Here is a 26,602-nt window from a genome sequence, read left to right as displayed (position 1 = left end):
GCCATGACGATCTCTACCGAAGACGCAGAGACCACCCATGCCGGCGGCTTTCGCAACTGGCTGCACGCGCCCGAGCCTCAGGGCTGGTTCCAGTCGTCGGCGCAGCAGATCCATCAGGGCTGGCAGAAATTCAGCCTGCATCCGCTCGGGCTCGCTGGCCTCGTCATCATCGTGCTGCTGATCGTCGTGGCGACAGCCGCTCCCCTGCTGACGAGCTACGATCCGATCGTTCAGGACATGGCAGGGCGGCTTGCGCCGCCTTCCGCCGAACATTGGCTCGGCACCGACAATTTCGGCCGCGACGTCTTTGCGCGGGTGATCTACGGCGCCCGCACGACGCTCTACATCATCATGCTGGTCACGATCATCGTCGCGCCGCTCGGCCTGCTGATCGGCACCTTTTCGGGCTATTTCGGCGGAATCGTCGACGAAATCCTGATGCGCATCACCGATATCTTCCTCTCCTTCCCCGGGCTGGTGCTGGCGCTCGGCTTTGCCGCCGCTCTCGGGCCCGGCATCACCAATGCGATCATCGCCATTTCGCTGACGGCCTGGCCGCCAATCGCGCGACTGGCGCGCGCCGAAACGCTCAGCCTGCGCAAGGCCGATTATATCGCCGCCGTGCGCCTGCAGGGCGCAACGTCGATCGCCATCATCACACGCCACATCCTGCCGATGTGCATTCCCTCGGTGATCGTGCGCGTCACGCTCAACATGGCCGGCATCATCATCACCGCTGCCGGTCTCGGCTTTCTCGGCCTCGGCGCACAGCCGCCATGGCCGGAATGGGGTTCGATGGCCGCCAGCGGCCGCGAATTCATGCTCGATAGCCCCTGGGTGATCGCCGCGCCCGGCATCGCCATCGCCCTCGTCAGCCTCGCCTTCAATCTCGTCGGCGATACGCTGCGCGACGTACTCGACCCGAGAGGTTCGGAATGACGCAGCCCCTGATCGACATCCGCAATCTCGAAATCGCCTATGGCGGCGGCCACATGCGCGCGGTGCGCGGCGTGAGCTTTGCGCTCGGCCAGGAAAAGCTCGGCATCGTCGGCGAATCCGGATCGGGCAAATCCACAGTCGGCCGGGCAATCATGAAACTGCTGCCGCCGACAGCACAGGTCAGCGCCGAGCGAATGCGCTTCCGAGATGTGGATCTCCTCAAGGCGAATGAGCGGACGATGATGACGATCCGCGGGCGGCGGATCGGCCTCATCCTGCAGGACCCGAAATATTCGCTCAATCCTGTCATGCGGATCGGTGAGCAGATCGCCGAGACCTACCGCTTCCATCATCCCAAGGTGAGCGCGAAAAAGACCTACGCCCAGGCGCTCGACATGCTCGAAGCCGTGCGGATCCGCGATCCCGAGCGCGTTGCCCGCCTCTATCCGCACGAAATATCCGGCGGGATGGGCCAGCGCGTGATGATCGCCATGATGCTGATTGCCGAACCAGAGGTGCTGATCGCCGACGAGCCGACCTCCGCGCTTGACGTAACCGTAAGGCTCGAGATCCTGGCACTGCTCGACGAACTCGTTTCAAGCCGCAATCTCGGCCTGATCTTCATCAGCCACGACCTCAACCTCATCCGCAATTTCTGCGACCGCGTGCTCATCATGTATGCCGGCCGCGTCGTGGAAATGCTGGAGGCGCGCGATCTCGACAAGGCGAGGCACCCGTATACGCAGGGCTTGCTCGCCTCGCTGCCGACGATCGAGGATCCGCCCGCCCGGCTGCCGATCCTGAAGCGCGATCCCGCGTGGCTGAATGACTTCGCGGAGGCGCCACGATGATCCGGATCGACAATCTCACCATCCGCTTCGGGCACGGCCAGCGGCCTGTCGTCAAGGATGTGAACCTCGCCATCGAGAACGGCACGGCCTTCGGCTTGGTAGGCGAATCCGGCTGCGGCAAGTCCACGGTTCTCCGGGCGCTTTCCGGCCTCAACGCCAACTATGACGGCCGGATCGCCCTCAACGGCGAGACGCTGGAGCAGCAGCGCGGCCGGCCGTTCTATCGGCGGGTGCAGATGGTGTTCCAGGACCCTTATGGCTCGCTTCATCCGCGCAAGACCATCCGCTCGCAGCTGCAGGAGCCGCTGCGCAACCAGGGCTTGGACCGAAACTCCGTCGATGCGAACGCCGTGCTGCGATCGGTCGGCCTCGATCCGGCGCTCAGCTACCGGTTTCCGCATCAGCTCTCCGGCGGGCAGCGGCAGCGTGTGGCGATCGCCCGTGCCCTGATGCTGAACCCTGATGTCCTGCTTCTCGACGAGCCGACGTCGGCGCTCGATGTGTCGGTCCAAGCCGAGATCCTCAATCTGCTGCAGGACCTGCGCAGGGAGCGCGGCCTCACCTATCTCCTCGTCAGCCACGATCTCGCTGTCGTCTCCCACATGTGCAGCCGCGTCGCCATCATGGAAGCGGGCGAGATCGTCGAACAGGTCGATATAGAGGCCTTGCGAAGAGGCGCGGTCGAACATCCCTATTCGCAACGCCTGCTGCGGGCGAGCCGGATGTATGGCAGGGGTTAGCTCCCCCTCCAGCCAAGAGAAGGCTTGACCGCTTCGCTCGGCGATGACCGCCAGCGGTTCAGCCTTGGCATGCTCTTTCCACGCCGGCCGACCGCCGTCTGTACACAAGTGAACACTTGACATCGGCCTTGTTAAGGCCGAAGCCGCATTCGGCCGCGCATGCGCGGCCATTTTTGTGAGGATTCGGGAATGAAGACCAAGACGGCCGTCGCCAATACAGGAAACCTGATCATGACGGGCGTCGTACTGATGCTGCTCGGCGATTTGCTGTTTGCGCTGAACGATGCAATGGGCAAGTGGTTGATGTCCAGCTTTGCCGTCGGCCAGGTGCTGGTGATCCGCTCGCTCGGCGCTTTCATCGTGCTCGGACCGATGATCGCACGGCAAGGGCCGAGGGCCTTGTTCCGCGTCGAGCAGAAGGGCCTGCAGTTCATGCGGGTGGCCATGGCGACCGGCGATGTCGCCCTGTTCTATGCCGCCGTCGCCTATTTGCCGCTCGCAGACGTCATGACCTTCTATATGGCGGGGCCGATCTACATAGCGGCACTCTCGCATTTCTTTCTCGGAGAAAAGATCGGCTGGCGCCGGTGGCTCGCCGTTCTGATCGGCTTCGCAGGCGTCGTCATTGCGCTGCGCCCGTCGACGGCGATGCTATCGCTTCCGTCCTTCTTCGGCCTTGCGGGCAGCTTCTGCTTTGCCCTGTCGCTGGTCATGAGCCGCTATCTGCGCTCGACCAGCGACACGACGCTGGTAACCTGGCAGACGGTCGCCGCCCTTGTCACCGGCATCGGCCTAAGCATCGGCCACTGGCAGCCGGCAACACCGGTCGATTGGTCGGGCATGCTGCTGCTTGGGATCGTCGCCACCTGCGCGCATCTGCTCATCACCCGCTCGCTGAAGCTCGCACCGGCATCGCTGCTGGCGCCGTTGCAATATACGCTGCTGCTCTGGGCGATCGTGCTCGGCTACATCTTCTTCAACGATATTCCCGACATGCAGATCGTCATCGGCGCCGCCATCATCGTCTTTGCCGGGCTCTTCATCTTCCACCGGAAGAATTTGAAAGAGACGGTGCCGGCCGAAGCCGTCCCGCCGGATGGGCACTAACCGTCAGTCTTTACCCGCCAGCGGGGCTTCCCAGCCGAAGACGCTGCGCCCGCCGAAATCGGCGGATTGACGGAACTCGCCTGCGATGATTTCCTTGAGGTCGGGGCCGGTCACATAACGTTCCATCTGCCGGGATTGCTCATCCAGGCGCTTCAGCGCCTGCAACTCCTCCTCCCGTCCAAGCTTGCCCTTCAGCACCGCCGATTTCATCACGCCGATCGTCTCGTCGTAAACCTTGAGCGGGACCGGGAACGGGTGGCGGTCCTTGCCGCCATGGGCGATCGAGAAGCGCGCCGGGTCGGAGAAACGACAGGGCGCACCGTGGACGACTTCCGCCACCATCGCCAGCGCCTTCACCGTGCGTGCGCCGACACCGGGAACGAGCAGCAGTTCCTGAAAATCAGCTGGCCCGCGATCGGCCGCCGCGGCGAGATTGCCATGCAGACGACGCATATTGACATCGCTCTCGCGGACATCGTGATGGGCGGGCATGATCAGGTGCGGCAGCATCGGCTGTTCGTCGACCGCGGGCTCAGGTTGCTCGGCGCGTTGCAGCGCGGCCGCCTCGCGGACGATCCTGTCGGGACCGAGGGTCGCCAGCAGATCGAGCTGCCCTTGCCGCGAGCGCTCGGCGCGCCTGTCGGCGAGATTGACGATCTCGCCCTGGCTCCGTCCCTCGATCGCCGCATGCGGTGAGTCGAGGAAACTCTCCAAGCCTTCGGATAGCCAATGATAGCGCCGGGCCTGCCGCCGGTCGCCATTCATGCCCTGCTGTACGACCACCCAATGACCATCGTCGGCGACGATGAAGCCGTGGAGATAAAGGTCGAACCCATCCTGAAGGGCGGCACTGTCGACCTTGGCGATCAGACGGCTGGTCGTCGCCAGCCCCTCCCCGTTAAGGCCGACGCGCTCGCCGATCGACACGAGCTCCTGCGGCGTCTTACGCGAGTGCTGGCCGCGTCCGCCGCAAACATGCAGGCCGAGTTCGCCGGCGCGCGGTTTCAGCCCGCGCTTCAAGGCGCCGAGAACGCTTGTGGTGATGCCGGACGAATGCCAGTCCATGCCCATGACCGCACCGAAGGACTGGAACCAGAAAGGGTGAGCGAGCCGGCGCAGAAACTCATCGCGGCCGTAGTGATGAACGATCGCCTCGGCGATCAGCGTGCCGAGCCGTGTCATCCGTTCGCCGAGCCAATGCGGCACACGTCCCCCGTGGAGGGGAAGATCAGCGCTGCCTGCTCTTTTTGACATTTCTTTTCCTTACATTTTCCATCGCCGGCTACGATCGGGAACTCGGGAAAGTCCCGGGCGTTTGCTTTCAGTCGAAAAGCCGAGGCAACCATGACCGCGTTAGAAACCATGCTCAATCAACCCTACCTGCTTAGAACAAAAGCGCAACAGCCAGGCGGCGGTGAAAAACAGGAACTCGAAGGCTACGCCGAAAAAGCGGCCTTCCTGATCAATGGCAACCAGTATTTCGCCGAGCTGGCGCGCACGCTGCGGCAGGCGCGGCGCAGTGTCTGGATCGTCGGGTGGGATTTCAATCCGGACATCCGGATGGAGCCCGAAAAATCCGACGAAACATTGGCAGACCTACTGCATGCCCTGGCGGCGGCAAATCCGGCACTTGAAATACGCATCCTCATCTGGGCGCTCGGGCCGATCTATTCGGACAAATCTCTGCAGGTGCTTCGCAAGAAAAACTTCCCGAGGAATGCCGGGATCGATCTGCGCTTCGATCTTCAAAACACGGTGCGCGGCTGCCACCATCAGAAACTCGTCTGTATCGACGACGCCGTCGCCTTCATCGGCGGCATGGACCTGACATCGCGGCGGTGGGATACGAGACGCCACCGGGCAAGGGAGGCATTGCGACGCGACCCCGAAGGCGTGTCCTACGATCCGCTGCATGACGTTCAGGCGATGGTCACCGGCGACGCGGCCAGGCTGATCGGCGATATCGCACGGCGGCGCTGGGAAAGGGCCACCGGCGAAAAGCATGGACCGCTTGCCGAGAGCTTCCCTTTCACATGGCCGCGCGATGTTGCCGTTTCGCTGAAGCAGATCCCCGTGAGCTTCGTGCTGACGGAGCCGGCGACCACTTTCCGCGCCGGAATCAGCGATGGCATCGCCTCGACTCTCGATATCATCGCCCGGGCACGGCGGCAGCTTTACATCGAAGCGCAATATCTTGCCTCCTTCCGCGTCGCTGACGCCCTCGCCGCGCGGCTGCAGGAGGAAGATGGCCCCGAGATCGTCGTCATCTGCACACGTCTTTCCCATGGCCTGATCGAAAAGCTCTTCATGGGCGGCAATCGCGACCGCGTCATCCGCCGCCTCAAGCGCGCCGATCGTGCCGACCGGTTCAGGGTCTATTTCCCCGTCGTGCCCGGGCCGCCAGTGCCCGGGGCGTCAGAGCCGAGGAAGGCCGACGGGGTGGAGGTGCTCATCCATTCCAAGCTGATCATTGCCGACGACGAACTGATCCGCATCGGCTCCTCCAATCTCAATAACCGTTCGGAGGGATTGGATTCGGAATGCGACATGCTTCTCGAGGCCGGCAATGACGAGCATCGCGGCGCAATCGCGGAACTGCGCCACCATCTGCTGGCCGAATATCTCGGAACGACCACGGAGACCTTTGCCGCAGCCTATGCGCAGAGCGGCTCGATCATCCAAGCAGTCGACAAGCTCAATGATGGGCCTCGGGGCTTGCGGGAATTTGCCGTCGATCTCTCGGGCAGTATTTCGCCGATCAGGGGCACCGCGCTCTTCGACCCGGCGCGGCCATTGGGGCTCCTAGATCGACTGGGCCTCGGCGCGCTCTTCCGTCTCCTGATCCGCCCCGCGTAACCGGCGCCGGAAGATCACTTCGCTGACGATGAGAAGCGTGGTGCCGAGCGCCAGCGGAATGAAGAAATAGGCGCAGCGGAATGCAATCAGCGCGCCGATCGATGCCTCCTGCGGCACGGCATAGGAGACGGTCGCCTCGAGTACGCCGAGACCGCCCGGGACATGCGTCGCCAGGATCGCGGAATTAGCGAGCACGTAGGCCGTAACCGACCTGAAGAAGGCAACGTCGCCGAAGACCGTGAGCATCTGGTGCAGGCAGGCGGACACCAGCGTGAAATTGATCGTCCCGACACCGACCTGGGCGACCGCGATCGAAAATCGCGGCAGCTGCAACGACCAGCGCCAGAGCCGCAGCCGGCGGCGGATAAAAAACGCCAGCCCGGCATAGACGACCGGCACGGCCAGCGCTAGCAGACCGAATAGCCGAGTGCTCGCTGGGTCGATGCGCAGCAGACGCGCGGCATCGCCGGGATTGACGATCAGGGCAAGGCCACCGAGTGTGATCAAGCCAAGGCCGACGGTGACGCCGCAGAACAGGATAATCTTCGCCACGTCCTCGGCCCTCAGGCCCCAGCGGGAATAGAAACGATAGCGGAAGGCGCCGCTGCTCAGCCCCGCAAATCCGATATTGTGGCCGAGCGAAAGGCTGATGAAGGAGGCGAGCACGATCTTCCGGTAAGGCAGGGATTTGCCGAGCGAGCGGATCGCCAGATAGTCGAAACAGCTCAGGCACAGATAGGATGCCGCCGCAAACAGAAGTGCTGTGCAAAAGGTCGCAAAGGGTATGCTGCGGACCGATTGAACGACCTGCTCCAGGCTGTACTGGCGGAAGATCCGATAGAGAAGAAAGCCCGCGATACAAAGGGCGGCAACGAGCAGTCCTTTCCAGATTACCTTTTTCAGACTCATCGATTGTCCGTTTTCGAAGTGCGAGCGCATGGCTCGATCATCTGGAACGATCAAAAGAGTTTTGTGTTCCCCACCGGAGTACGAGTCCTGTCTCTTGTGGGGAGACCAGCTTGAGCGGGTCTATGCCGGATAAATCGATCAAACTCCTGACCTATAACGTGCACAGCTGCATCGGCAACGACCGGAAGCTCGACCCCGGCCGCATCGCCTCGGTCATCGCCGAGGCTGGAGCCGATATCATCGCTCTGCAGGAGGTCGATGTTCTGAGACGGAGGACCGGCGGCGTCGATCAGGCACACCTCATCGCCTCGCTGCTGAAGATGCAGGCTCATTTTCATCCGGCGCTATCGGTTGCCGAAGAACAATATGGCGATGCGATCATCACGGCGCTGCCGACCGCTGCGGTCAAGGCCGGTCCGCTGCCATCGATCGGCGAACAGCGCGGCGCGCTTTCGGTCGAAGTCCTGGTCGGCGACAGGAAGCTGCTGGTCGTCAACACTCATCTCGGCCTTCGCGGGCGCGACCGCATCCGGCAGATGACGACGCTCTTGAATTCGGGCTGGCTGCGCGGCACCAAGGACGAACCTCTTCCCTGCATTCTCTGTGGCGATTTCAATGCCATTCCGTCATCGGCGACGTACCGGCTTGCCACGCGGTCATTGAAGGACGCCCTGCTTGGAGGCAAGGCCGCACCAAGAGCGACCTTTCCCTCCCGCTACCCGCTGATGCGCCTCGACCACATCTTCGTCACCGACGACCTGGTCGTCCAAAGAGCCACTGTCCTGCAAAATCGCCTGACGAGGGTCGCCTCGGACCATCTCCCTCTCTTTGCCGAAATCAGTTTCGCTTGAGGACACTTCTGCAACTGATCGATCAGTTCCCGCGGGAGGAAACGAACGGGCGTGGCGTAGCCGCTGCTTGGAGGGTCAGTGACGGCTGTAGAGCGGCGGCGTCACATCTTCGTCCGCGAGGTCGGGATAAAGCTGCCTGCGGGTGCGGGCGAGCGCTTCCGCCTCCCGGCGATTCCGCTCCAGCAGAATGGCGGTGACGTCCTTGTAGGGTCCACCGTCCGACAAGGCGACGCGGACGGTTCCACCCTGTGAGAGGAAGTCGCAGAACGACCGCATCGAGCGAAGACGCGTCGTGATCTCGACATAGCGGTCGTCATGTCCAGCCATGTTCATCTCCCTTCCAGACAGTAAGATGGCACAAACACTTCGGCGAGAAGATGGCGCTCTTTCAGCCTAGAACAGGATGCAGATTTTAGGCCCGGTCGGCCTAAAATCTGCATCCTGTTCTAAATTAAAGAGTTAGAGCATGATGTCGTCCGAAAACCGCTCACACTTTTCGGCATCATGCTCTGTCCTTCGGACATCAATTTCTGGCGAGCTTCCGGTTGATCGCGGCGGCGGCCAGGGGCAGCGCCGTAGTCGCCACAGTCCCGAGAGGCAATCGCCGGAGACCCCTGGTAACGACGAAGGCCGCCGCCATCGCGCCGGCCAGCTTGAGCCATGGCCGGTCACCGAGTTGCGCATGGGCGCTGGCATCGGCCCAGCGGGCATTTTCGGTCAAGACGGTTGCGGCCTGTCGCCTGATCACGTGCAGACGGGCCTGGAGGTTTTCGAGCTCTTCCCGCAACTCCCGCAGACGGCCTTCCAGAACATGCCCTTCGGAGATCTCGACGGTTTCCACCACATAGGCGTCGAACGGAATCTCTTGGCCAAGCGTGGCGAGGTAGGCGCGGTATTCGGCCTCGCTCGCAAAACCCTCGCGCCTGAGGAGGTCAGGATTGATGTCCGCCTCTTCTCTGTTAGCCAGCGGGATGCCGGCGTCGTCTAGCCTATCGTCCGCGCCCGTTCCGGATTCGTTCTTGATCATGATGCGTCTCCCGTGTTTCCTCACCGCAGAACGCCCGATGGCTCGAATTGATCCCACCCGCCGACGTGGCCGCTACGGGGCCTATGCTTTCGTTGCCGAAAAAGCTGCAAGCTTCTGCTGGATTTGCTCTAATCAAAAAGCTCGCCATGTCCAATCTGCTCCCGCTTGCCTGGAACGTCGCTGATGATGGGATCGTCGGCAGGATCGGGATCTTTTCTGTTGGCTTCGCTCAAAAACCGTGCGGCCTCGACGAATGCGACCGAGATTTCCTCGGTCCCCCATCCGGCTTCATTGGCGGCTGCAATCAGTTTTTCCAAAGCGTCGCGTGCAGCAGCGCGCGCTTCTTCGAAGCGCTGAGCGGGAGCTTCGGCTTTCGGCCGTGGAAAGGTCATCGTCTTCCCTCCATAGACTGGCTATCGAGGATGAACGCAGTTCCCAGGAAATGGATGCACCATGAGCACGATTTAGCTGCGGATGCGCCGATTTCTTTCTCAGATGACCGTTCGCAACAGAAACGGCGAGCGCTCCAGTGGACGTTGGGCGAGGATTCTCAACATCGCCGGGCCCTGTATGCCGGTAGAGGTGCGCGAGCGGCCGTCATGATAGACGACCGTCATGACTTGCCCAAGAATATCATAGCGTATCTGCGCGATCGTCCGGGTGTGAACCGGAAATACGAATTCGTCGGGCTCTGATATCTGCCCGGAGGTCTCCAAAGTCATCGCCATGCCCCAACGATAATAGCGCCCCTGCCCCTCATTTTCCTAGTTCCAGGTCACCCGGCCTGGATATCGGAAGCGCCGAACGCCCCAATCAAGCACATATTGCCTCCACGGTCGCGTGACATCGGCGTGACATGCCGATCCGTGATAGGAAAACTATTTTGGAACAGCCACTTAGACGTCGGGTTGCTGCGCAATTCAGGCAATCAGTGCAGCGTCGGGCAAAATCGCGATGCTGACAATCCTGAAATCTTGTCAGATCCGCTCGCGCATCCTGTCGTAGAAGTCTCTAAAATCTCGCAAGGCGGATGGCTCGCGACGACGCGGCGAGGAGACGTGATATGAGGCAAAGGCGAACACACCCGCGACAGCAGCCACGAGCAAAACCGTTGAAAGCGGATGGTGTTTGACCACTGCTTCGGTCTGATGGATCGCTTTTCCGGCGCGGTCCTTCGCCAATCGCCCGGCGCCCAGGACCTGCTGCTGGAGCATGCCAATCTGTTTCCGCAGCGAGCTCAGTTCTGCTCGCAGGTCCTCTTCGGGCTGGCGGGGGATGCCGACGGATGCGGTGTTGACGTCGATAATGGCTTTCGGCACCGGTTCGCCGATCTTGGCTCCGCTGGTTTCGAGATTTGTCGTCTCACTGCTCTTGCGCCGCGGCATTTTCACATCTCCTTAAATCAACGTTCCGACCTCGCGGTCCTCCACGAGAACTGCTTTGATGATCGATTGACAGCGCATGTCGCGACACGCGCAGTCTGCCTAGCGCTTGGGCCGACAATGATGTTGTCGGACGCCTAAAACTTGTCGCTGCGACGCCTTACCGCGTGCTTCAAAGCCAACAAGTGTCTGCGCCGCTCCATCATATAGTCGGCATAACCGACGCAGATAAACAGCAATGTCGGGCCGGCGTAGATAACGATGAGAGCCAATGCAACAAGGATGAATGCGGTCGTCATGGTCTGTTTTCCATCATGTTGATCATGTGAAACGACGGACCATCTTTCGACTGGTCAGGTTCCGCCGCTATGTCTGCCCCTCACTTCCGCTGCGGGTCGTGGCCATGATGGCGATCATGCTCGCCGCCACCGCCGGAGACCTTGCTTTGCGTGCGCTTGTCCGGCTCCGCCGCCGGCTTCGGAATGTCGAGCGGAGCCTTGGCATTTTCATGCGAAGCCCCCGGGCCGCCCTGGCGGATGGTCGCGGCGCTCTTCTTGGATGTGGACATCGATGCCTCCTAGCGATCCTGCTGATGGCCCTGATGGCTGGTATTGATCTTGCTGTTGCCTTGCTGACCCTTCTTATCCGGGTCTTCGCCGCCGCTTGCCATCGCGGCGTCTTCTGCTTTGGTCTTCAGCGGCTTGCCTGCACCCTTGCTGCTGACGTTGCCCGCTGGAATTGGAGGTAGCCTGCTGCTCATCGCGCCTCTCCTCAGTCAGGGTCTCGGTTGGAACTGTGATCCATATATTGCTCGGTCTGAATGGTCTTGCCGTCCAGACCACGCTCCTTGGAGTGTTGCGTTTTATCGCGGTTCGACAGGACCTTGTTTTCGGGAAGCTGCTCTTCGTTAAGGTCGGTCATGGCGCCGCTGCCATCACCTTTTCCCTTTGCGCCAGCGCCGATATGTTTCCGGTCGGCATGTGCCATGACGTTCTCCTTAATTCATCGTATCAAACAATGCAGATCGGCCGAGGTTCCGGGATCGAGGGCAAATGACGCGACGACGCGCCGCTTGGCCAACTGGCTCTAGCGTTCGTCGAGATGCCGTCGCAACTCGTCCTTCTGGATGAAACCATCGGTGCTGCCCGGCTCGTGATCGGGATGCGATACTTCAACATCGAGATCATCGGGAAGCTCGAGCGCCTGCTTGGCGTTCATGATGCCGAGAGGGACACGCCCTTCTTCGGTATCCACCGCGACTTCGACCAGTTGTTTCTTGGAACTCATTTCGGCGATCCCTTTCTCTATCTATTCAGAATCCGCCGGCTTCCTATTCGTTCCCTTGCCATACGATTTTGCGGCCTTTCCTCGCGCATCGCCGCCGTCACACGCTTGACGAGTGGGTTCGACATCAGGTCCTCGAGCGAAACCGACAGCTTCGGCTTCCAATTCGGATAGCTGTCGCTGGTGCCCGGAATATTGGTCGGGCTTTTTTCGTCTGTGAGATCGGCAAGGCGAACCGCGACGAGGAGTGGCGGGCTTCTGGCGATGAAGCGATAGGCGCTGACGGTCAGTTCCCTCAGCGCCTCCCGACTTGCCCTTGCGTCAAGACGTTGCGGCAGGCCGAGACCGGCGGCCCGGAGTGCCGCCTTCAAGCTTCTCCGCTCGCGCTTGCGATGTTCGAGATGTTTTTCGGTGAGATCGGTCGGGACAATGCCGTGCTCGCGCCGGTCCTGAATGTCGGAGCCGCGCCACCAGCCGGCCAGGGTCTGGTGATCGTGCGTCGAGATGCATGCCAAGGCAAGAACGGGATAGGCATCCGCCGGCTTGAAACCGCCTTCGTCCTGTTCGTAGGAGAGGATCCGATAGGAGAGAATTCTGGCCGCCGCCAGATCGTCGGGCAGGTCTTCAGGGATCATTCCCAAGGCTTCGCCGATGACGAGGCATCGATGCTCGGCGGACGTCTCGGCAAGGATCTGCAGGAGCCGGTCCTGGGGATAGCGCACATAGCCGCCGCCCGCCGCGCTGCTGCCGAGCGGCACCAGAAAGAGGCGCCGGAGCGCCGGGGCATGGTCGATGCGGATCGCGCCAGCGTAGCGCATGGCGGCACTCACCATACGACGAAAGGGAGAAGTTTTCCCCGATGCGATCCTGGAAGGCAGATAACCGGCAAGATGCCAGTCCTGCCCGTCGACGGCGAAGGGATCTGGAGGACTGCCGATGGTGGCTTCGGAAATATAGACCTCTGGTTCGCTCCATGTCGCGGAGCCGTCGACTGCCTCGCCAACGGCAAGATCGAGATAGAGCCCGATCCGCATGCCGGCCTTCAGCGCCCGCTCCGCCGCCTGCATCATCTGCCGGTGGGCGAGCCATTGCAGCCACATATGGAATAGCACATCATCTTCATGATCGCGCTCGAATTCTGCGACGGCTGGGCTGTCGGCACGCTGAAAATCTGCGGGCCATGCCTGCCAGCCGGCGCCCTCGCCGCGCTCGACCATCGAAAGTGACAGGCATTCGAACAGAGCGTGCCGCCGCAGGCCGTCGCCGCCTCGCGCCACGAAGGCGTCGAAATCCGCGGGAGCATAAGCCTTGTCGACTGCGCTCCGTACCCGCCAGCCCGGCCAGAGATCCCGCAGCGCCTGAAGCTTGACCTCAGCCACCTGCGCATAATCGACGAGATCGGCCCGGCGAAGCCTCTCCAGCTTCCGTTCGAGCTCTCGACTCAGGATAAAACCGGGGAGGCGGTCAACGGCAATATAGAGCGGGTTGAGATGCTGGCGGCTCGACGGCTCATAGGGACTGCAGCGGTCGGGATCGGCAAGGAAGGGCGCATGAAGCGGATTGAGGCCGACGAAATCGGCGCCGAGCGATCCCGCTAGATCCGCCATCACGACCAGGTCCTCGAAGTCTCCTATGCCCCAGTTGCGCGCCGAACGAAGTTCGTAGAGCTGCAGGCTGATGCCCCAGATCCGCGTGCCGGATAAAAAGTCCGGCAGGTATGACATTGCGATTTTTTCCACCGCCGGCTTCGGCTCGCGCCGCGCCTTGCCCCGCCCGTGATCAACGACTGCCCTCAGGTCGACCTTCAGCGCCGACAATATCTTGCGCTTCGTCTCTCTGGAGATCGGCACCTCCCGACCGTCAGGGCTCGGCCTCGTCGGGCTGATGCCGTACCACTGGGCAAGCCTGTCAAGCTCCGCGGGCTTCATGGTTCAGTCGCTTTCATATGGCCCCTGATGCTTCACCAATGCTCCAGATCACCGTCCAGGGCGCCAGCTCGCCGTCGGCGTTGTCTCCGAGGCGGAAGATCATCTCTCCGCCCGCCTGATGGGCAAGGCTTGCCCTCTCGTTGCCGAGATTGGCACGGAGGTGCAGGCGTCGGTTGCCGGCGAGCGTCCAATCCACCGCGACCGCAGTGCCGGCCGAATGATAGAACGCATTTCCGACACCGGCTTTCAGCAATGGAGTAATCCTCCGGCGCCGCAGATCGAGAAGCGTCCTGTAGAAATCGAGGACCTCGGAGGAGGCGAGCTTCGACCAGTCGAGCTTTGCCGCCGCGAAGGTCGACTGCGCCGTCGGGTCGAGAAGCTCGTCGGCATCAAAGCCCGGTAGGCGCGACAGCTCCTCGCGCCGGCCCTTGCGGACTTTGTCGTTCAGATCCTCGCCGAAATCGCAGAAAAACGGAAAGGGCTCTTTGGCGCCCCATTCCTCGCCCATGAACAGCATCGGGATCTCGGGCGCCAGCAGGTAGATTGATGTGACCGCCTTGATGGCATCGGCCGGGCTCGCGGCCATGATGCGGTCGCCGAGCGCCCGGTTGCCGATCTGGTCATGGTTCTGGATGAAGGACACGAAGGCGGTCGGCGGCAGGTGGCCGCTCGGCCTGCCCCGGCTCGCGCCGCGATAAGGCATATGCTCGCCCTGGAACACAAAGCCTTCCGCCAGAGCGCGGCCGAGCTTATCGGCGTCACCGGCGTAGTCGGCATAATAGCCGAAGGTCTCGCCGGTCGCAGCGATATGCAGCACATGGTGCAAGTCGTCGTTCCACTGGGCCGTGAACAGTCTCGGCTCGGCGCTCTCATCGCGTTGCAGAAGGTCGCTGTCGTTCTCCTCGTTCTCGACGATCAGATGAACTTGCCTGTCGCCGGCCGCTGCCCTGACACGACGGGCGAGCGCATGAAGAAGATGTTCCTTGCTGTCGTCCTTGATGGCATGGACGGCATCGAAGCGAAAACCGTCGAGCCGGAACTCGGTGATCCAATAGAGGGCGTTCTCGATGATGAATTCGCGGATCATCTCGGAGCCGTCGCCGTCATAATTGATGCCGTTGCCCCAGGGTGTCTTGTGATGATCGGTAAAGAGCGGCGCGTAGGACGGAATATAGTTCCCGTCCGGCCCGAAGTGATTGTAGACCGCGTCGAGGAAGACCGAGATGCCACGCTCGTGTGCGGCGTCCACAAGCGCCATGAGATCCTCCGGCCGGCCGTAGCTGCTGTCGGGTGCATAGGGAAGCACGCCATCATAGCCCCAGCTATAGCGGCCCGGAAAGTCACTGAGCGGCATGATCTGCAGCGCTGTCACCCCCAGTTCACGCAGATGGTCAAGCCGGTCGATCGCGGCCCTGAAAGTACCCTGCCCTGTGAAGCAGCCGATATGCAGTTCGTAGATGACCATCTCTTCCCAAGGCCGGCCGGTCCATGCATTGGTCTTCCAGCGGTAGTCGGAAAGATCGACCACTTCGCTCGGACCATGCACATCCTGCGGCTGGGAGCGTGAGGCCGGATCGGGAACTTCGAGACCGTCGGGCAGCACGAAACGGTAGCGTGTGCCGGCTCGGGCATCCGCGACCATGCAGCGATGCCAGCCGTCGTCGTCCGCCTGCATCGGACGCGGGTCCGCGCCTTCGATTCTCAATAACACGCTTTCATGCAGAGGAGCCCAGAGGCGGAACAGAACGCCGTCTTCGCTGAATGCGGGGCCGAACATCATTTTGGTCAAGGGAGAGCCTTCGATGAATGGACGGGATCTGGGTAACTTTCGCCGGAGCAAAAAGTTTCGTCTGCAAGCGGACGTGGGAAAGCGGCCGCCGTCACTCCGCCAGCATATACGAGGCCACGTCCGTCGCCACAGGCCAGATGGCGCACGCATTAGATCGCATCGGGCGCTGGAGGGCATAGATGCTATCAGTTGCGATAGCGTGACAAATGAAACCAACGGCAAGCGTGACAGTCGATAGTCAAGAAGAGTAGGATTCTCTCCAGCAGCGCATGAACAACGGGCAGAAACGGGACGCAACGATGAATTCAACCCGGCGGATGAATATTGCTTTGCCCGTGGAATCGGCGAAGCACGTCGAGCATTGGCTGCGAACGCAAGTTGGGGCTACCTATGATGCTCATAAGGCAGACCCCTCCAAAGCCAAGCCCCTCGCCGAAGTCTGGAAACGTCTAGAAGCGCGCATGGACGAAATCGATCAGGAGCAAAGGTAATACTGTGAAATATATTCTTAGCTTTGCGTCAATTTTACTTTTTACTGGAGTTAAAACAATTCATTTACCCGAGAGTTTCTCGATAAAGTCTCTCAATTCCATCGAAAACAAGTGCCCAGGATTCGGCAAAAATTCGCCGGATGCGGCACTTGTATTAAAATGCGATGGAAACAGGCGAACCTTAAGGATCGCAAAGACACTTAGACTTGATGGCTCTTCGTACATGAAAGATCCAGATCCCCACGCAAAGGAGATCCTGCGAGATGTCGGCAAAATCATCAACGAAGATCTGAGTATAAAAAAAAGACATCTAATGTTTTGCGATCCGACGGTAGATGCTCTCGGCAGATGCAAGACCGTTTATATCCTTAGCGGCTCCAGAGATTTTGATGAGGCGGCTTTGGCGATAAACCCCAGGGATAATAAGATTGATAGCTTCTCCTACTTTCTGATCATCGCTTGGGAGCGAGGCAAATAAGAGGCGGCCCCACCGCCGCTTCAGTCTCAGCCCAACGTTCGGCCGATCCTGCCACTCGCTTCGTCGATCACGCCGCCGCGACCTTGTCCCGGAGCGCTTCGTCCATGGCCGCCTGAAGCTGCTCTTGCGTGAACGGCTTCGTCATCCTGAGCATCCGGCCGAGCCCTTGGTCCTCGGCAAGCTCGACATAGCCGGAAGCGAGGATCACTGGCAGGTTGGGGAAGGCTGCACGAAGGTGACGCGCGAGCTCGGCACCGGTCATGCCCGGCATGGCGTGATCGGTGATAACAAGATCGCACTCCTGTCCGCCGGCGAAGAATTCCAGCGCCTGGGAAGCGGAAGCAGCCTCGCGCGGGAGATGTCCGAGGTCCTCCAGCATCGCCACAGTTCCGGTCCTGACGAGCGCATCGTCGTCGACGACAAGAATGGCAAGCGATCGCGACACCGGCTTCACTGGTTCTGCGGGCGTCGGCACGACCGCCGGCTGCGCCTTGGTGAAGCTCTCGGCGACGGGCAACCAGAGTGAGACGGTGGTGCCCTTCCCTCTCGTGCTCGAAATCTGGATCGAGCCGCCCGATTGCGCGGCCAGGCCGTGCACCATCGACAGGCCGAGACCGGTGCCCTTGCCGATCCCCTTGGTGGTGAAAAATGGCTCGGCGGCACGCAGGACCGTCGCCTCGTCCATCCCCTCGCCATCGTCCGAAACCGATATCTTGATGTAATTGCCGCCCGCAAGGCCGGTCGGCCGTGCCTCTTCCGCCGCCGCGGTGACTGTCACCGCGCCGCCGCTTTCGAGTGCATCGCGTGCATTGACGAAGAGGTTGAGCAGCGCCAGCTCCAGCTGGTTGCTGTCCACCAACAGCGGCGCCAGATCCGCCGGGATGCACTTTCGGATCTCGACGCGCGGCCCCACGGCCTTGGCGAGCAGATCCTCGACGTTTTCGAACAGCCTGAGGAAGTCGACTGCCTGCGGCTTCAGCTCCTGACGGCGTGCGAAGGCGAGCAGGCGCTGAGTGAGCGCCGTGCCGCGCTCGGCCGCCTGGATGGCGTTGGTCACCAGGCGTTCGCTGCGCTCATCCGCCGGCAGGCGTTTCTTCAGCAGGCTGAGACTGCCGAGCACCGCCATGAGAAGATTGTTGAAGTCGTGCGCAACGCCGCCTGTGAGGTGACCGATCGTGTCGAGCTTCTGCGCTTCGAAGAGCTGTGCCAGCGCCTCCTCGCGCTCGCGCGTCCGCTGGTCGATCCGGTGCTCGAGTTCTTCATTCAGCTGACGCAACTGCGCTGCCGATGTTTCGAGCTCGGCGGTGCGCTGGTGCACCCTCGCCTCCAGCTCGGCATTCAGGCGTTCGAGTTCCCGCGTTTTCCGGTAAAGATCGGCAAAGACCCTGACCTTGGCCCTCAGCACCTCGGGCACGATCGGAACGGAGACGTAGTCGACGGCGCCGACCGCGTAGCCGCGCAGCCGGTCCGGTTCGGCCAGCATGACGGCGGAGACGAAGATGATCGGCGTATTCTGATAGCGTGGATGCTGCCGGATCATGCTGACGAGCTCGAATCCGTCCTGCTCGGGCATGCAGACGTCGACGAGGATGACGGCGATTTCGGTGCGCAACAGGTGCTCGAAGGCTTCGCGCGCCGATTGCGCCTTGATGAGGTTTTCCTCGAGCTCTTCGAGAATGACCTCGTAGCTCAAGAGCTTCGCGGGCTGGTCGTCGACGAGAAGGATGTTGACGCGGTTCATGGCCGGATCCTCAGCGATGCAGCCACATGCGCAGCGCCGACAGCAGCTGCTCGGTATTGACGGGCTTCGCCAGGTAATCCGACGCTCCCGCCTCCAGGCATTTCTCCCTGTCGCCCTTCATTGCCTTGGCCGTCAGCGCCAGGATCGGCAACCGCCGGAAGCGGGGCTCCGAGCGGATGACCTGCATCGTCTCGTAACCGTCCATCCCGGGCATCATGATGTCCATCAGCACGATCGCAACCGAGGGTTCGTTGTTGATGACGTCAATGGCTTCGCTGCCGGTCGTCGCGGTCAGAACTCTCATGCCGCGGCGCTCCAGCACGCTGCTGAGGGCGAAGATATTGCGGGCGTCGTCGTCGACGAGCAGCACGGTTTCGCCGACGAGATCCTCGTCCGAACTATGCAGTTCCCGCAACGTCGCCTGCTTTGCCGCCGGCAGATCGGCGACGACCCGGTGCAGGAACAACGCCGTCTCGTCGAGAAGCCGTTCGGGGGACTCCACACCCTTGACCACGACGCTGCGGGCCATGCTGTGGAGCGTCGCGTCCTCCTCTGCAGAGAGCTCCCTGCCGGTGAAGACGACCACCGGCACCTCGCCGATTTCGACATCGTCGCGTATCTGCTCCAGCACGTCGAAGCCCGACATGTCGGGAAGAGAAAGATCGAGCACCACGCAGTCGGCGGAATTGCGACGCAAAGCGGCAAGCGCCTCGGATCCGGAGCCGACGCTGGTGATGTCGATGTCGTCATGTCCGAGAAGCGCAGTGACGCTCAAGCGCTCCGCCTCGTCGTCTTCCACGAGCAGCAACTGCTTGCGGCGCGGCTCGGCATAGGCCTTCAGGCGCGACAGCGCCTTGCCGAGGCCTTCGGGCGTCGTCGGCTTGCTCATGAAGGCAAAAGCGCCGCGCGTAAGTCCATGCTGCCGATCCTCGTCCAGACTGATGATCTGCACCGGAATATGCCGCGTCTGCGGGTTCTGCTTGAGTTGGCTCAGCACCGTCCAGCCGAGCATATCGGGCAGGAAGATATCGAGCGAGATCGCCGATGGCTTGTAATCCTGCGCGAGCGTCAACGCATCGCTGCCGCGCATCGCCACCAGCACCTTGAACCCGTTGTCGCGGGCGAGATCGACCAGGACGCGGGCGTAATGCGCGTCGTCCTCGACGACGAGCAGCACCGAGTCGCCGGCCTCTATCCGGTGACGGTCGTCTGCGACGTGCTCGGCGGGCTTTTCGGCGCGGCGGCTTGCCGCCGCCTCGGCGAATTCCACGACATTCGCCGGCGGAACCGGCCTGGGTGCAACCGCACCGGCGCCGACATAGGTCAGCGGCAGGTAGAGCACGAAGATGCTGCCGACACCCGGCGTGCTGCGCAGCTGGATCTCGCCGCCGAGCAGGTTTGCCAGTTCGCGGCTAATCGCCAGCCCGAGGCCGGTGCCGCCATATTTGCGGCTCGTCGAGGCATCTGCCTGCTGGAACGCCTCGAAGATGATGCGCTGTTTTTCCGGCGGAATACCGATGCCGGTATCGACGACTTCAAAGGCGATCACCGACGGTGCGTGCCAGAGCGAGGGATGATCCGACGACCAGCCGCTCGTCGCCGATGCGACACGAAGCGTCACGCCGCCCTGCGCGGTGAACTTAAAGGCGTTCGACAACAGGTTCTTGAGGATCTGCTGGAGCCGCTTGGAGTCGGTGATGATGCTCTTTGTAACGTCGGCGCCGACCTCCACCGCGAAGGACAGGTTCCGCGTTTCCGCTTCGTGCCGGAACGGTCGCGCCATCATTTCGAGCAGGTTGTCGACGAAGATCTCCTCGGCATCGACCGAGACCGTTCCGGACTCGATCTTGGAAAGATCAAGAATATCGCTGATGAGGTTCAGCAGATCGGTGCCGGCGCCATGGATCGTCTTGGCGAACTCGACCTGCTTGCCCGACAGGTTGCCGTCGGGGTTTTCTCCGAGCTGCTGGCCGAGGATGAGGATGGAGTTGAGTGGCGTGCGCAGCTCATGCGACATGTTGGCAAGGAATTCGGATTTGTATTTTGAGGTCAGCGCCAGTTCGGCCGCCTTTTCCTCAAGCGCGCGCCGCGCCTGCTCGATCTCCTGGTTCTTCGCCTCGACTTCGACGTTGCGTTCCTCGAGCTGCTGCGCCTTCTGCCCGAGCTGTTCATTGGTCTGCTGCAGTTCGCGCTGCTGCGTCTGCAGCTCGGCGGCGAGCTGCTGGGATTGCTTCAGCAGGCCTTCGGTCTGCATGGTCGCTTCGATCGAATTGAGAACGATGCCGATCGATGTCGTCAGCTGGTCGAGGAAGGAGAGCTGCAGCTCGGTGAATTCGCCTGCGGAGGCGAGCTCGATCACCGCCTTCACCTGCCCCTCGAAATGCACCGGCAGCACGATCGCACTTCTCGGCAGGGTGGTGAACACGCCGGAGCTGATCGGTACGACATTATCGGGCAGATCGGTGACGAGGATGCGGCGGGCATCGCTGGCGCACTGGCCAACCAGGCCCTGGCCGAAGTCGAGCCGCGGCGGATGCGCCGCCTCGCCGCCTTGCGCATAGGTCGACAGTAGCGACAGGAAGGGTTGGCTCTCGTCGGCATCGACCTGATAGATGACGCCCTGATGGGCGCCGACCAGCGGCGCCAGCTCCGACAGCAGCATCTTGCCGACCAGCGTCAGGTCGCGCTGCCCCTGCAGCATGTTGGTGAAACGCGCCAGGTTCGTCTTCAGCCAGTCCTGCTCGGTGTTGCGCTCGGTGGTGAGCCTCAAATTGTCGATCATCGTGTTGATGTTGTCTTTGAGCTCGGCCACTTCACCGCGCGCATCGACCTTGATCGAGCGCGTCAGGTCACCCTTGGTGACGGCGGTCGCCACTTCGGCGATGGCGCGCACCTGCGTCGTCAAGTTGGCGGCGAGCAGGTTGACGTTGCCCGTCAGATCCTTCCAGGTGCCGGCCGTGCCCGGCACGTTCGCCTGGCCGCCGAGGCGGCCCTCGACGCCCACTTCGCGCGCCACCGTAGTCACCTGGTCGGCGAAGGTGGCAAGCGTGTTGGTCATGTTGTTGATGGTTTCGGCAAGTGCGGCGACTTCGCCCTTGGAGGCGACGGTGAGGTTCTGCTTCAAGTCGCCGTTCGCCACCGCCGTCACTACCTTGACGATGCCGCGCACCTGCTCGGTGAGGTTGGCGGCCATGACGTTGACGGTGTCCGTCAGGTCCTTCCAGGTGCCGGCGACACCCGGCACCTGCGCCTGGCCGCCGAGCTTGCCCTCGGTGCCAACCTCGCGGGCGACGCGCGTCACTTCGCCGGCGAAAGCGTTCAGCTGGTCCACCATCGTGTTGATGGTGTTCTTAAGCTCGAGGATTTCACCCTTTACGTCGACGGTAATCTTGCGCGACAGGTCGCCGCGCGCCACGGCCGTCGTCACCTCGGCAATGTTTCGAACCTGGGTCGTCAGATTGGCGGCGAGCAGGTTGACGTTGTCGGTCAGGTCCTTCCAGGTGCCGGCGACGCCGGGAACGACGGCCTGGCCGCCGAGCCGCCCGTCTGTGCCGACTTCGCGGGCGACGCGCGTCACTTCGCCGGCGAAGGAACGGAGCTGATCGACCATGGTATTCAAGGTGTCCTTGAGCAGCAGGATCTCGCCGCGCACGTCGACGGTGATCTTGCGCGACAGGTCGCCATTGGCGATCGCGGTCGCCACCTCGGCGATATTGCGCACCTGAGCCGTCAGGTTGCCGGCCATCGAGTTGACGCTGTCGGTCAGATCTTTCCAGGTGCCGGCCACACCGGAAACCTGCGCCTGACCGCCAAGCTTGCCTTCGGTGCCGACTTCGCGCGCCACACGCGTCACTTCACCGGCGAAGGCATTGAGCTGATCCACCATGGTATTGATGGTGTTCTTCAGCTCGAGGATTTCCCCCTTAACGTCGACGGTGATCTTGCGCGACAGGTCGCCGCGCGCCACGGCGGTCGTCACTTCGGCAATGTTGCGAACCTGGCCGGTGAGGTTGGAGGCCATGGAATTGACATTTTCGGTCAAATCCTTCCAGGTGCCGGCGACACCCGGCACCTGCGCCTGGCCGCCGAGCTTGCCTTCGGTGCCGACTTCGCGGGCGACACGCGTCACTTCCGAGGCGAAGCGGTTCAGCTGATCCACCATGGTGTTCAGCGTTTCCTTGAGTTCGAGGATTTCGCCCGAGACCGACACCGTGATCTTCTTCGACAGGTCGCCATTGGCGATGGCGGTCGAGACTTCGGCGATGTTGCGCACCTGCGCCGTCAGATTGCCCGCCATCGAGTTGACGCTGTCGGTCAGGTCCTTCCAGGTACCGGCGACGCCGAGCACGTTCGCCTGACCGCCGAGCCGGCCTTCCGTGCCGACCTCGCGGGCGACGCGCGTGACCTCGCCGGCAAAGCCGTTCAGCTGATCGACCATGGTATTGATGGTCTCCTTCAGCTCCAGGATTTCGCCCGAAACCGGAACGGTGATCTTCTTCGACAGGTCACCCTGGGCAACCGCTGTCGCGACTTCGGCAATGTTACGCACCTGGCCGGTGAGGTTGGAGGCCATGGAATTGACGCTGTCGGTCAGATCCTTCCAGGTGCCGGCCACACCGCGCACGTTTGCCTGGCCGCCGAGCCGGCCTTCCGTGCCGACCTCGCGCGCCACACGCGTGACTTCGCCGGCAAAACCGTTCAGCTGGTCGACCATCGTGTTGATGGTTTCCTTCAGCTCGAGAATTTCGCCCGAAACCGGGACGGTGATCTTTTTCGACAGGTCGCCATTGGCGATCGCGGTCGAAACCTCGGCGATGTTGCGCACCTGCGCCGTCAGGTTACCGGCCATCGAGTTGACGTTTTCGGTCAGGTCCTTCCAGGTGCCGGCGACGCCGCGCACATTGGCCTGGCCGCCGAGCCGGCCTTCCGTGCCCACTTCGCGGGCGACGCGCGTCACTTCCGAGGCAAAGGCGTTCAGCTGGTCGACCATCGTATTGATGGTTTCCTTCAGCTCGAGAATTTCGCCCGACACCGAAACGGTGATCTTCTTCGACAGGTCGCCATTGGCGATCGCGGTCGAGACCTCGGCGATGTTGCGCACCTGCGCCGTCAGGTTCGAGGCCATCGAATTGACGTTGTCGGTCAGGTCCTTCCAGGTGCCGGCGACTCCCGGCACCTGCGCCTGGCCGCCGAGCCGGCCCTCGGTGCCGACCTCGCGCGCCACGCGCGTCACCTCGCCGGCGAAGCCGTTGAGTTGATCGACCATGGTGTTGATGGTTTCCTTGAGCTCCAGGATTTCGCCCGAGACGTCGACGGTGATTTTGCGCGACAGGTCGCCGCGCGCCACGGCCGTTGTCACCTGGGCGATGTTGCGCACCTGTGCCGTCAGATTGCCGCACATGGCATTGACGGAGTCAGTCAGATCCTTCCAGGTGCCGGCGACACCCGGCACCAGCGCCTGGCCGCCGAGCTTGCCTTCGGTGCCGACCTCGCGGGCCACGCGCGTCACTTCCGAAGCGAAGGAGCGCAGCTGGTCGACCATGGTGTTGATCGCTTCCTTCAGCTGCAGGATTTCGCCGCGCACGTCGACGGTGATCTTCTTGGAAAGGTCGCCGTTGGCAACGGCGATCGTCACTTCGGCGATGTTGCGCACCTGCGCCGTCAGGTTCGACGCCATCGAATTGACGCTTTCGGTCAGGTCCTTCCAGACGCCGGTCACCTCGGGCACCTGCGCTTGGCCGCCGAGTTTTCCGTCCGTGCCGACCTCGCGGGCGACACGCGTCACCTCCGAAGTGAAGACGCTCAGCTGCTTGATCATTGTGTTGACGATGTCGGCCGAGCGCAGGAACTCGCCCTTGAGCGGCCGGCCGTCGACGTCGAGCGGCACGGTCTGCAGCAGGTCACCCTTGGCGACCGCGGTGATCGTGCGCGTCACCGCCGTCGTCGGCCACAGGAGATCGTCGATCAGGCCGTTGATCGATCCTTCCATCTCGGACCAGGACCCATCGGAAAGGCCGAAGCGCACCCGTGTGCTTGTTCGCCCGTCGCGGCCGACGACCTGGCCGACATGTTCGAGCTGCTGGGCCATGCGCTGGTTGGCGGCAATTATGTCGTTGAGGGCGTCGGCGATCTTGCCGGTGACGCCGGTGAGATCAGAGCGCATCCGCACGGAGAAATCGCCGCGCCTGACCGCGACCAGGACCTCCAGAAGCGCGCTGGCGTCATCGAACGCCATGGTTTTGTGGTCGGGCCCAATGAGGCTCTCTGCCGCGGCGTCGTCACGCGCGAATTCGCTGGTTTGGTTGCTCACGAAAGTCCCCCTCTTCGACGACTGGTAATTTAGTGCTCAACTTGAAAAATGGTATGGGCCATCCCCGGTAGAGCTTATCATGATTTATCATTCAAAATGAACTTAATAGCTGCATAAACCCAAAGCCCTGCAGGCAGCCGGCTTTGCAGTTTTTCGCGCAGGCTGGAACCGTTCTCCGCCGGCCGTCGTTTCCGTCCTGACAATGGAGAGCGACATGTCGAACGTCTCGAGGACCGGCAAGGAAGAGATCAACAACGCCACCAGCCCGACCACCTTTGGAAAATCGGTCGAAAGCCAGGCGCAGATGCAGGATGCGGCGGCGGAAGCCTCCGCCGATGCCGGTGATGAACTGCTCAACATATACCGGCTGGAACCGATCGCCGCCCCCGATGATCCGAGATGGGACAATTCCCCCGGCCATGGCATCGTCGTCGTGGCCGCCAGAACGCCTGGTGATGCCAGGATCGTCGCCGCGGCGCGCGAACTCGATTTCATGGAAGTGGATGCGGCGCCCGCCGAGGATGTGACGACGGCCAATGCCAGTGCCTTCCGCGATGACAAGCTCTATACTGTCATCGAGATCGACCGGAACAGGCGCGATGTCAAACGTGGCATCGTCGAGGGTACGGTCTCGGTCGACACGATCCGGTCGGTTGAACCGGATTAGAGCACGCCTCTTTCATTGGAGTTCTCATGAATACCGCCAACCTGCAGCTCAAGGGCCTGATCATGGCGATGGCGTCGATCTGCGACGCAATCGTGGAAAAAGAACTGCTCACCCACCAGGAACTCAATGCGGCGCTCGCGAAAGCGAGGAAGGCCGTTGAGGACGATGATGACCACGAGTTGTCCGATGCCAACCGCGCCGCCATCCTATTTCCCATCCGTGTGCTGATGCTTGCGGATGAGGCAAACAAGCGAGGCGAACGTTTCACGTTTTCGGACTACGCCAAGGCTGTGGGAAAACTGACCTGACGATGTTTAACGGCTTTGCCCTCGACATGGTCGACATCGGCCCGGGTTCGCTGCGGGTCCGCCACGGAGGCTCGGGGCCTGCCGTTCTTCTCCTCCACGGGCATCCCCGCACGCATATGACATGGGGCAAGACGGCGGAATTGCTGTCACCGCACTTCACGGTCGTTTGTCCCGATCTTCCCGGCTTCGGCCGCTCCTACCAGCCACCTGACACTCCCGATAGCAGCAATTCCTCCAAGCGCGCCAAGGCTCACCCACTCATTGAGCTGATGAGGCGATTGGGGCACGAAAGCTTCTTCGTCGTCGGCCACGATCGTGGAAGCCTGACGGCGTTCCGGATGGCGATTGATCATCCCGCCTGCGTGCGCAAGCTCATCGTCGTCGACGGCCTCCCTGTTATCGAGCATCTCGAACGCGCCGACTGGAAATTTGCCCGGGACTGGTACCACTGGTTCTTTTTCGCCCAGCCGGAAAAGCCTGAACGAGCGATCTCAACTGATCCCTTGGCATGGTACGACAAGCTCTCGCCCGGGCTGATGGGTCAGGAAGCTTACGACGATCTCATCGACGTCATTCATGATCCGGCTGTCGTCCATGGTATGATCGAAGACTATCGCGCCAGTCTCAGCATCGATCATCTCCATGACCGGGAGGACCGCGATGCCGGCAGAAAAGTGACGTGCCCCACGCTATGCCTCTGGTCGTTACGCGACGACCTGCAACAGATCTATGGCGATCCCATCCTCATCTGGCGAAACTGGGCCGAGGACGTGCAGGGTTTCGGGATAGTCAGCGGCCACCACGTGGCCGAAGAAAATCCGGATGCACTCTCGCAGGCGATCCGGGCATTTCTTGAAGCTCGTTAATGGTCCCGCCCGTCAGTTGGCTTCATATCGTCGCTGACATCACAATCTGCCGCCTCTTTTCGAAAATCCTTGTTGCAA

Annotated in this window: 26 protein-coding genes; 10 read left to right on the top strand and 16 right to left on the bottom strand. The window is 61.9% G+C overall.

Translation table 11 applies throughout. The features are described from left to right. The first annotated feature begins 3 nt into the window (after nucleotides 1–3). From EFR00_RS15930 to EFR00_RS15915, 4 genes are all read left to right on the top strand, one after another. The gene (locus EFR00_RS15930; protein WP_077989128.1) at nucleotides 4–939 is read left to right on the top strand and encodes an ABC transporter permease; all 936 of its coding nucleotides are present in this window, start codon (nucleotides 4–6) and stop codon (nucleotides 937–939) included. After that, nucleotides 936–1,790, top strand: coding sequence for an ABC transporter ATP-binding protein (locus EFR00_RS15925; protein ID WP_077989127.1), 855 nt, complete (start codon nucleotides 936–938; stop codon nucleotides 1,788–1,790). Before EFR00_RS15930 ends, EFR00_RS15925 begins: the two co-directional genes overlap by 4 nt. Beyond that, on the top strand, nucleotides 1,787–2,530 hold the full coding sequence (locus EFR00_RS15920) for an ABC transporter ATP-binding protein (RefSeq protein WP_077989126.1): 744 nt from the start codon (nucleotides 1,787–1,789) through the stop codon (nucleotides 2,528–2,530). The genes EFR00_RS15925 and EFR00_RS15920 overlap by 4 nt, the downstream gene beginning before the upstream one ends. A 189-nt stretch (nucleotides 2,531–2,719) precedes the next feature. After that, on the top strand, nucleotides 2,720–3,637 hold the full coding sequence (locus EFR00_RS15915) for a DMT family transporter (protein WP_009991732.1): 918 nt from the start codon (nucleotides 2,720–2,722) through the stop codon (nucleotides 3,635–3,637). Nucleotides 3,638–3,640: 3 nt separating this feature from the next. On the opposite strand, the gene EFR00_RS15910 is transcribed toward EFR00_RS15915, so the two are convergent. Continuing rightward, on the bottom strand, nucleotides 3,641–4,891 hold the full coding sequence (locus EFR00_RS15910; RefSeq protein ID WP_077989125.1) for a DUF763 domain-containing protein: 1,251 nt from the start codon (nucleotides 4,889–4,891) through the stop codon (nucleotides 3,641–3,643). A gap of 90 nt (nucleotides 4,892–4,981) precedes the next feature. Between EFR00_RS15910 and EFR00_RS15905 the strand changes: the two genes are divergently transcribed. After that, nucleotides 4,982–6,493 (top strand): phospholipase D-like domain-containing protein, encoded by a 1,512-nt coding sequence (locus EFR00_RS15905; protein WP_077989124.1) that lies wholly within the window; start codon nucleotides 4,982–4,984, stop codon nucleotides 6,491–6,493. On the opposite strand, the gene EFR00_RS15900 is transcribed toward EFR00_RS15905, so the two are convergent. Then, complete coding sequence (locus tag EFR00_RS15900) at nucleotides 6,440–7,402, bottom strand: lysylphosphatidylglycerol synthase domain-containing protein (protein ID WP_077989171.1); 963 nt, start codon at nucleotides 7,400–7,402, stop codon at nucleotides 6,440–6,442. The two genes, EFR00_RS15905 and EFR00_RS15900, sit on opposite strands and share 54 nt — an antisense overlap. Before the next feature lie 122 nt (nucleotides 7,403–7,524). Here EFR00_RS15900 and EFR00_RS15895 point away from each other — a divergent pair, with 122 nt between their 5' ends. Then, nucleotides 7,525–8,253, top strand: a complete 729-nt coding sequence (locus tag EFR00_RS15895; RefSeq protein ID WP_009991267.1) for an endonuclease/exonuclease/phosphatase family protein — start codon at nucleotides 7,525–7,527, stop codon at nucleotides 8,251–8,253. A gap of 75 nt (nucleotides 8,254–8,328) precedes the next feature. Here EFR00_RS15895 and EFR00_RS15890 read toward each other — a convergent pair whose 3' ends face one another. The 12 genes from EFR00_RS15890 to treZ form a co-directional block, all read right to left on the bottom strand. After that, nucleotides 8,329–8,580, bottom strand: coding sequence for a hypothetical protein (locus EFR00_RS15890; protein WP_077989123.1), 252 nt, complete (start codon nucleotides 8,578–8,580; stop codon nucleotides 8,329–8,331). Nucleotides 8,581–8,776: 196 nt separating this feature from the next. Next, entirely contained in the window at nucleotides 8,777–9,280 is a 504-nt protein-coding gene (locus tag EFR00_RS15885) for a hypothetical protein (protein WP_077989122.1), read from the bottom strand. A 128-nt stretch (nucleotides 9,281–9,408) separates the two neighbouring features. Further along, a complete protein-coding gene (locus EFR00_RS15880; RefSeq protein ID WP_009989019.1) occupies nucleotides 9,409–9,672 on the bottom strand; it encodes a hypothetical protein in 264 nt (87 codons plus the stop codon). Between the two features lie 99 nt (nucleotides 9,673–9,771). Next, the gene (locus EFR00_RS15875; RefSeq protein ID WP_040112537.1) at nucleotides 9,772–10,002 is read right to left on the bottom strand and encodes a hypothetical protein; all 231 of its coding nucleotides are present in this window, start codon (nucleotides 10,000–10,002) and stop codon (nucleotides 9,772–9,774) included. Between the two features lie 255 nt (nucleotides 10,003–10,257). Then, nucleotides 10,258–10,665 carry a hypothetical protein gene (locus tag EFR00_RS15870; RefSeq protein WP_010045167.1) on the bottom strand — a complete coding sequence of 136 codons (408 nt, stop codon included), beginning with the start codon at nucleotides 10,663–10,665 and terminating at the stop codon, nucleotides 10,258–10,260. Nucleotides 10,666–10,799: 134 nt separating this feature from the next. Further along, entirely contained in the window at nucleotides 10,800–10,961 is a 162-nt protein-coding gene (locus EFR00_RS33030) for a hypothetical protein (protein WP_167482290.1), read from the bottom strand. Nucleotides 10,962–11,041: 80 nt separating this feature from the next. Then, nucleotides 11,042–11,230: a hypothetical protein gene (locus EFR00_RS15865; protein WP_040112184.1), complete on the bottom strand. Its 189-nt coding sequence runs from the start codon at nucleotides 11,228–11,230 to the stop codon at nucleotides 11,042–11,044. A 9-nt stretch (nucleotides 11,231–11,239) separates the two neighbouring features. After that, on the bottom strand, nucleotides 11,240–11,422 hold the full coding sequence (locus EFR00_RS15860) for a hypothetical protein (protein WP_040112185.1): 183 nt from the start codon (nucleotides 11,420–11,422) through the stop codon (nucleotides 11,240–11,242). A gap of 11 nt (nucleotides 11,423–11,433) precedes the next feature. Beyond that, nucleotides 11,434–11,649 carry a hypothetical protein gene (locus tag EFR00_RS15855; protein ID WP_040141785.1) on the bottom strand — a complete coding sequence of 72 codons (216 nt, stop codon included), beginning with the start codon at nucleotides 11,647–11,649 and terminating at the stop codon, nucleotides 11,434–11,436. Between the two features lie 99 nt (nucleotides 11,650–11,748). Beyond that, complete coding sequence (locus EFR00_RS15850) at nucleotides 11,749–11,949, bottom strand: hypothetical protein (protein ID WP_077989121.1); 201 nt, start codon at nucleotides 11,947–11,949, stop codon at nucleotides 11,749–11,751. Nucleotides 11,950–11,966: 17 nt separating this feature from the next. Further along, nucleotides 11,967–13,874 (bottom strand): 4-alpha-glucanotransferase, encoded by a 1,908-nt coding sequence (malQ, locus tag EFR00_RS15845; RefSeq protein WP_077989120.1) that lies wholly within the window; start codon nucleotides 13,872–13,874, stop codon nucleotides 11,967–11,969. Between the two features lie 13 nt (nucleotides 13,875–13,887). Then, nucleotides 13,888–15,654, bottom strand: a complete 1,767-nt coding sequence (gene treZ, locus EFR00_RS15840) for a malto-oligosyltrehalose trehalohydrolase (protein ID WP_077989170.1) — start codon at nucleotides 15,652–15,654, stop codon at nucleotides 13,888–13,890. 504 nt (nucleotides 15,655–16,158) lie between these two features. Here treZ and EFR00_RS15830 point away from each other — a divergent pair. Further along, complete coding sequence (locus EFR00_RS15830) at nucleotides 16,159–16,632, top strand: hypothetical protein (RefSeq protein WP_125462009.1); 474 nt, start codon at nucleotides 16,159–16,161, stop codon at nucleotides 16,630–16,632. A 67-nt stretch (nucleotides 16,633–16,699) separates the two neighbouring features. On the opposite strand, the gene EFR00_RS15825 is transcribed toward EFR00_RS15830, so the two are convergent. Both EFR00_RS15825 and EFR00_RS15820 read right to left on the bottom strand, forming a co-directional pair. After that, nucleotides 16,700–18,373: a response regulator gene (locus EFR00_RS15825; protein ID WP_077989118.1), complete on the bottom strand. Its 1,674-nt coding sequence runs from the start codon at nucleotides 18,371–18,373 to the stop codon at nucleotides 16,700–16,702. Between the two features lie 10 nt (nucleotides 18,374–18,383). Then, nucleotides 18,384–24,683, bottom strand: coding sequence for a HAMP domain-containing protein (locus EFR00_RS15820; protein WP_077989117.1), 6,300 nt, complete (start codon nucleotides 24,681–24,683; stop codon nucleotides 18,384–18,386). A gap of 202 nt (nucleotides 24,684–24,885) precedes the next feature. On the opposite strand from EFR00_RS15820, the gene EFR00_RS15815 reads away from it, so the two are divergent. Genes EFR00_RS15815 through EFR00_RS15805 form a run of 3 tightly spaced genes read left to right on the top strand, consistent with a single transcriptional unit; the run spans nucleotide 24,886 to nucleotide 26,524 of the window. Then, entirely contained in the window at nucleotides 24,886–25,350 is a 465-nt protein-coding gene (locus tag EFR00_RS15815; RefSeq protein WP_179363839.1) for a hypothetical protein, read from the top strand. A gap of 26 nt (nucleotides 25,351–25,376) precedes the next feature. Further along, nucleotides 25,377–25,658, top strand: coding sequence for a hypothetical protein (locus EFR00_RS15810; RefSeq protein WP_040112194.1), 282 nt, complete (start codon nucleotides 25,377–25,379; stop codon nucleotides 25,656–25,658). Between the two features lie 2 nt (nucleotides 25,659–25,660). After that, nucleotides 25,661–26,524: an alpha/beta fold hydrolase gene (locus EFR00_RS15805; protein ID WP_077989116.1), complete on the top strand. Its 864-nt coding sequence runs from the start codon at nucleotides 25,661–25,663 to the stop codon at nucleotides 26,522–26,524. Nucleotides 26,525–26,602: the final 78 nt, after the last annotated feature.

Source organism: Rhizobium sophoriradicis (assembly GCF_003939025.1).
GTDB lineage: Bacteria > Pseudomonadota > Alphaproteobacteria > Rhizobiales > Rhizobiaceae > Rhizobium > Rhizobium sophoriradicis.
This window is presented reverse-complemented; position numbering and strand designations above follow the sequence as displayed.

What these genes read in the sequence shown, in the direction of transcription:
- EFR00_RS15895 (WP_009991267.1), top strand. Translation starts at nt 7,525, where the DNA reads ATGCCGGATAAATCGATCAAACTCCTGACCTATAACGTGCACAGCTGC.
- EFR00_RS15855 (WP_040141785.1), bottom strand. Translation starts at nt 11,649, where the DNA reads ATGGCACATGCCGACCGGAAACATATCGGCGCTGGCGCAAAGGGAAAA.
- EFR00_RS15905 (WP_077989124.1), top strand. Translation starts at nt 4,982, where the DNA reads ATGACCGCGTTAGAAACCATGCTCAATCAACCCTACCTGCTTAGAACA.
- EFR00_RS15805 (WP_077989116.1), top strand. Translation starts at nt 25,661, where the DNA reads ATGTTTAACGGCTTTGCCCTCGACATGGTCGACATCGGCCCGGGTTCG.
- EFR00_RS15875 (WP_040112537.1), bottom strand. Translation starts at nt 10,002, where the DNA reads ATGACTTTGGAGACCTCCGGGCAGATATCAGAGCCCGACGAATTCGTA.
- EFR00_RS15910 (WP_077989125.1), bottom strand. Translation starts at nt 4,891, where the DNA reads ATGTCAAAAAGAGCAGGCAGCGCTGATCTTCCCCTCCACGGGGGACGT.
- EFR00_RS15930 (WP_077989128.1), top strand. Translation starts at nt 4, where the DNA reads ATGACGATCTCTACCGAAGACGCAGAGACCACCCATGCCGGCGGCTTT.
- EFR00_RS15810 (WP_040112194.1), top strand. Translation starts at nt 25,377, where the DNA reads ATGAATACCGCCAACCTGCAGCTCAAGGGCCTGATCATGGCGATGGCG.
- EFR00_RS15885 (WP_077989122.1), bottom strand. Translation starts at nt 9,280, where the DNA reads ATGATCAAGAACGAATCCGGAACGGGCGCGGACGATAGGCTAGACGAC.
- EFR00_RS15825 (WP_077989118.1), bottom strand. Translation starts at nt 18,373, where the DNA reads ATGAACCGCGTCAACATCCTTCTCGTCGACGACCAGCCCGCGAAGCTC.
- EFR00_RS15850 (WP_077989121.1), bottom strand. Translation starts at nt 11,949, where the DNA reads ATGAGTTCCAAGAAACAACTGGTCGAAGTCGCGGTGGATACCGAAGAA.
- EFR00_RS15870 (WP_010045167.1), bottom strand. Translation starts at nt 10,665, where the DNA reads ATGCCGCGGCGCAAGAGCAGTGAGACGACAAATCTCGAAACCAGCGGA.
- malQ (WP_077989120.1), bottom strand. Translation starts at nt 13,874, where the DNA reads ATGAAGCCCGCGGAGCTTGACAGGCTTGCCCAGTGGTACGGCATCAGC.
- EFR00_RS15860 (WP_040112185.1), bottom strand. Translation starts at nt 11,422, where the DNA reads ATGAGCAGCAGGCTACCTCCAATTCCAGCGGGCAACGTCAGCAGCAAG.
- EFR00_RS15815 (WP_179363839.1), top strand. Translation starts at nt 24,886, where the DNA reads ATGGAGAGCGACATGTCGAACGTCTCGAGGACCGGCAAGGAAGAGATC.
- EFR00_RS15925 (WP_077989127.1), top strand. Translation starts at nt 936, where the DNA reads ATGACGCAGCCCCTGATCGACATCCGCAATCTCGAAATCGCCTATGGC.
- EFR00_RS15915 (WP_009991732.1), top strand. Translation starts at nt 2,720, where the DNA reads ATGAAGACCAAGACGGCCGTCGCCAATACAGGAAACCTGATCATGACG.
- treZ (WP_077989170.1), bottom strand. Translation starts at nt 15,654, where the DNA reads ATGATGTTCGGCCCCGCATTCAGCGAAGACGGCGTTCTGTTCCGCCTC.
- EFR00_RS15880 (WP_009989019.1), bottom strand. Translation starts at nt 9,672, where the DNA reads ATGACCTTTCCACGGCCGAAAGCCGAAGCTCCCGCTCAGCGCTTCGAA.
- EFR00_RS15900 (WP_077989171.1), bottom strand. Translation starts at nt 7,402, where the DNA reads ATGAGTCTGAAAAAGGTAATCTGGAAAGGACTGCTCGTTGCCGCCCTT.
- EFR00_RS33030 (WP_167482290.1), bottom strand. Translation starts at nt 10,961, where the DNA reads ATGACGACCGCATTCATCCTTGTTGCATTGGCTCTCATCGTTATCTAC.
- EFR00_RS15890 (WP_077989123.1), bottom strand. Translation starts at nt 8,580, where the DNA reads ATGGCTGGACATGACGACCGCTATGTCGAGATCACGACGCGTCTTCGC.
- EFR00_RS15865 (WP_040112184.1), bottom strand. Translation starts at nt 11,230, where the DNA reads ATGTCCACATCCAAGAAGAGCGCCGCGACCATCCGCCAGGGCGGCCCG.
- EFR00_RS15920 (WP_077989126.1), top strand. Translation starts at nt 1,787, where the DNA reads ATGATCCGGATCGACAATCTCACCATCCGCTTCGGGCACGGCCAGCGG.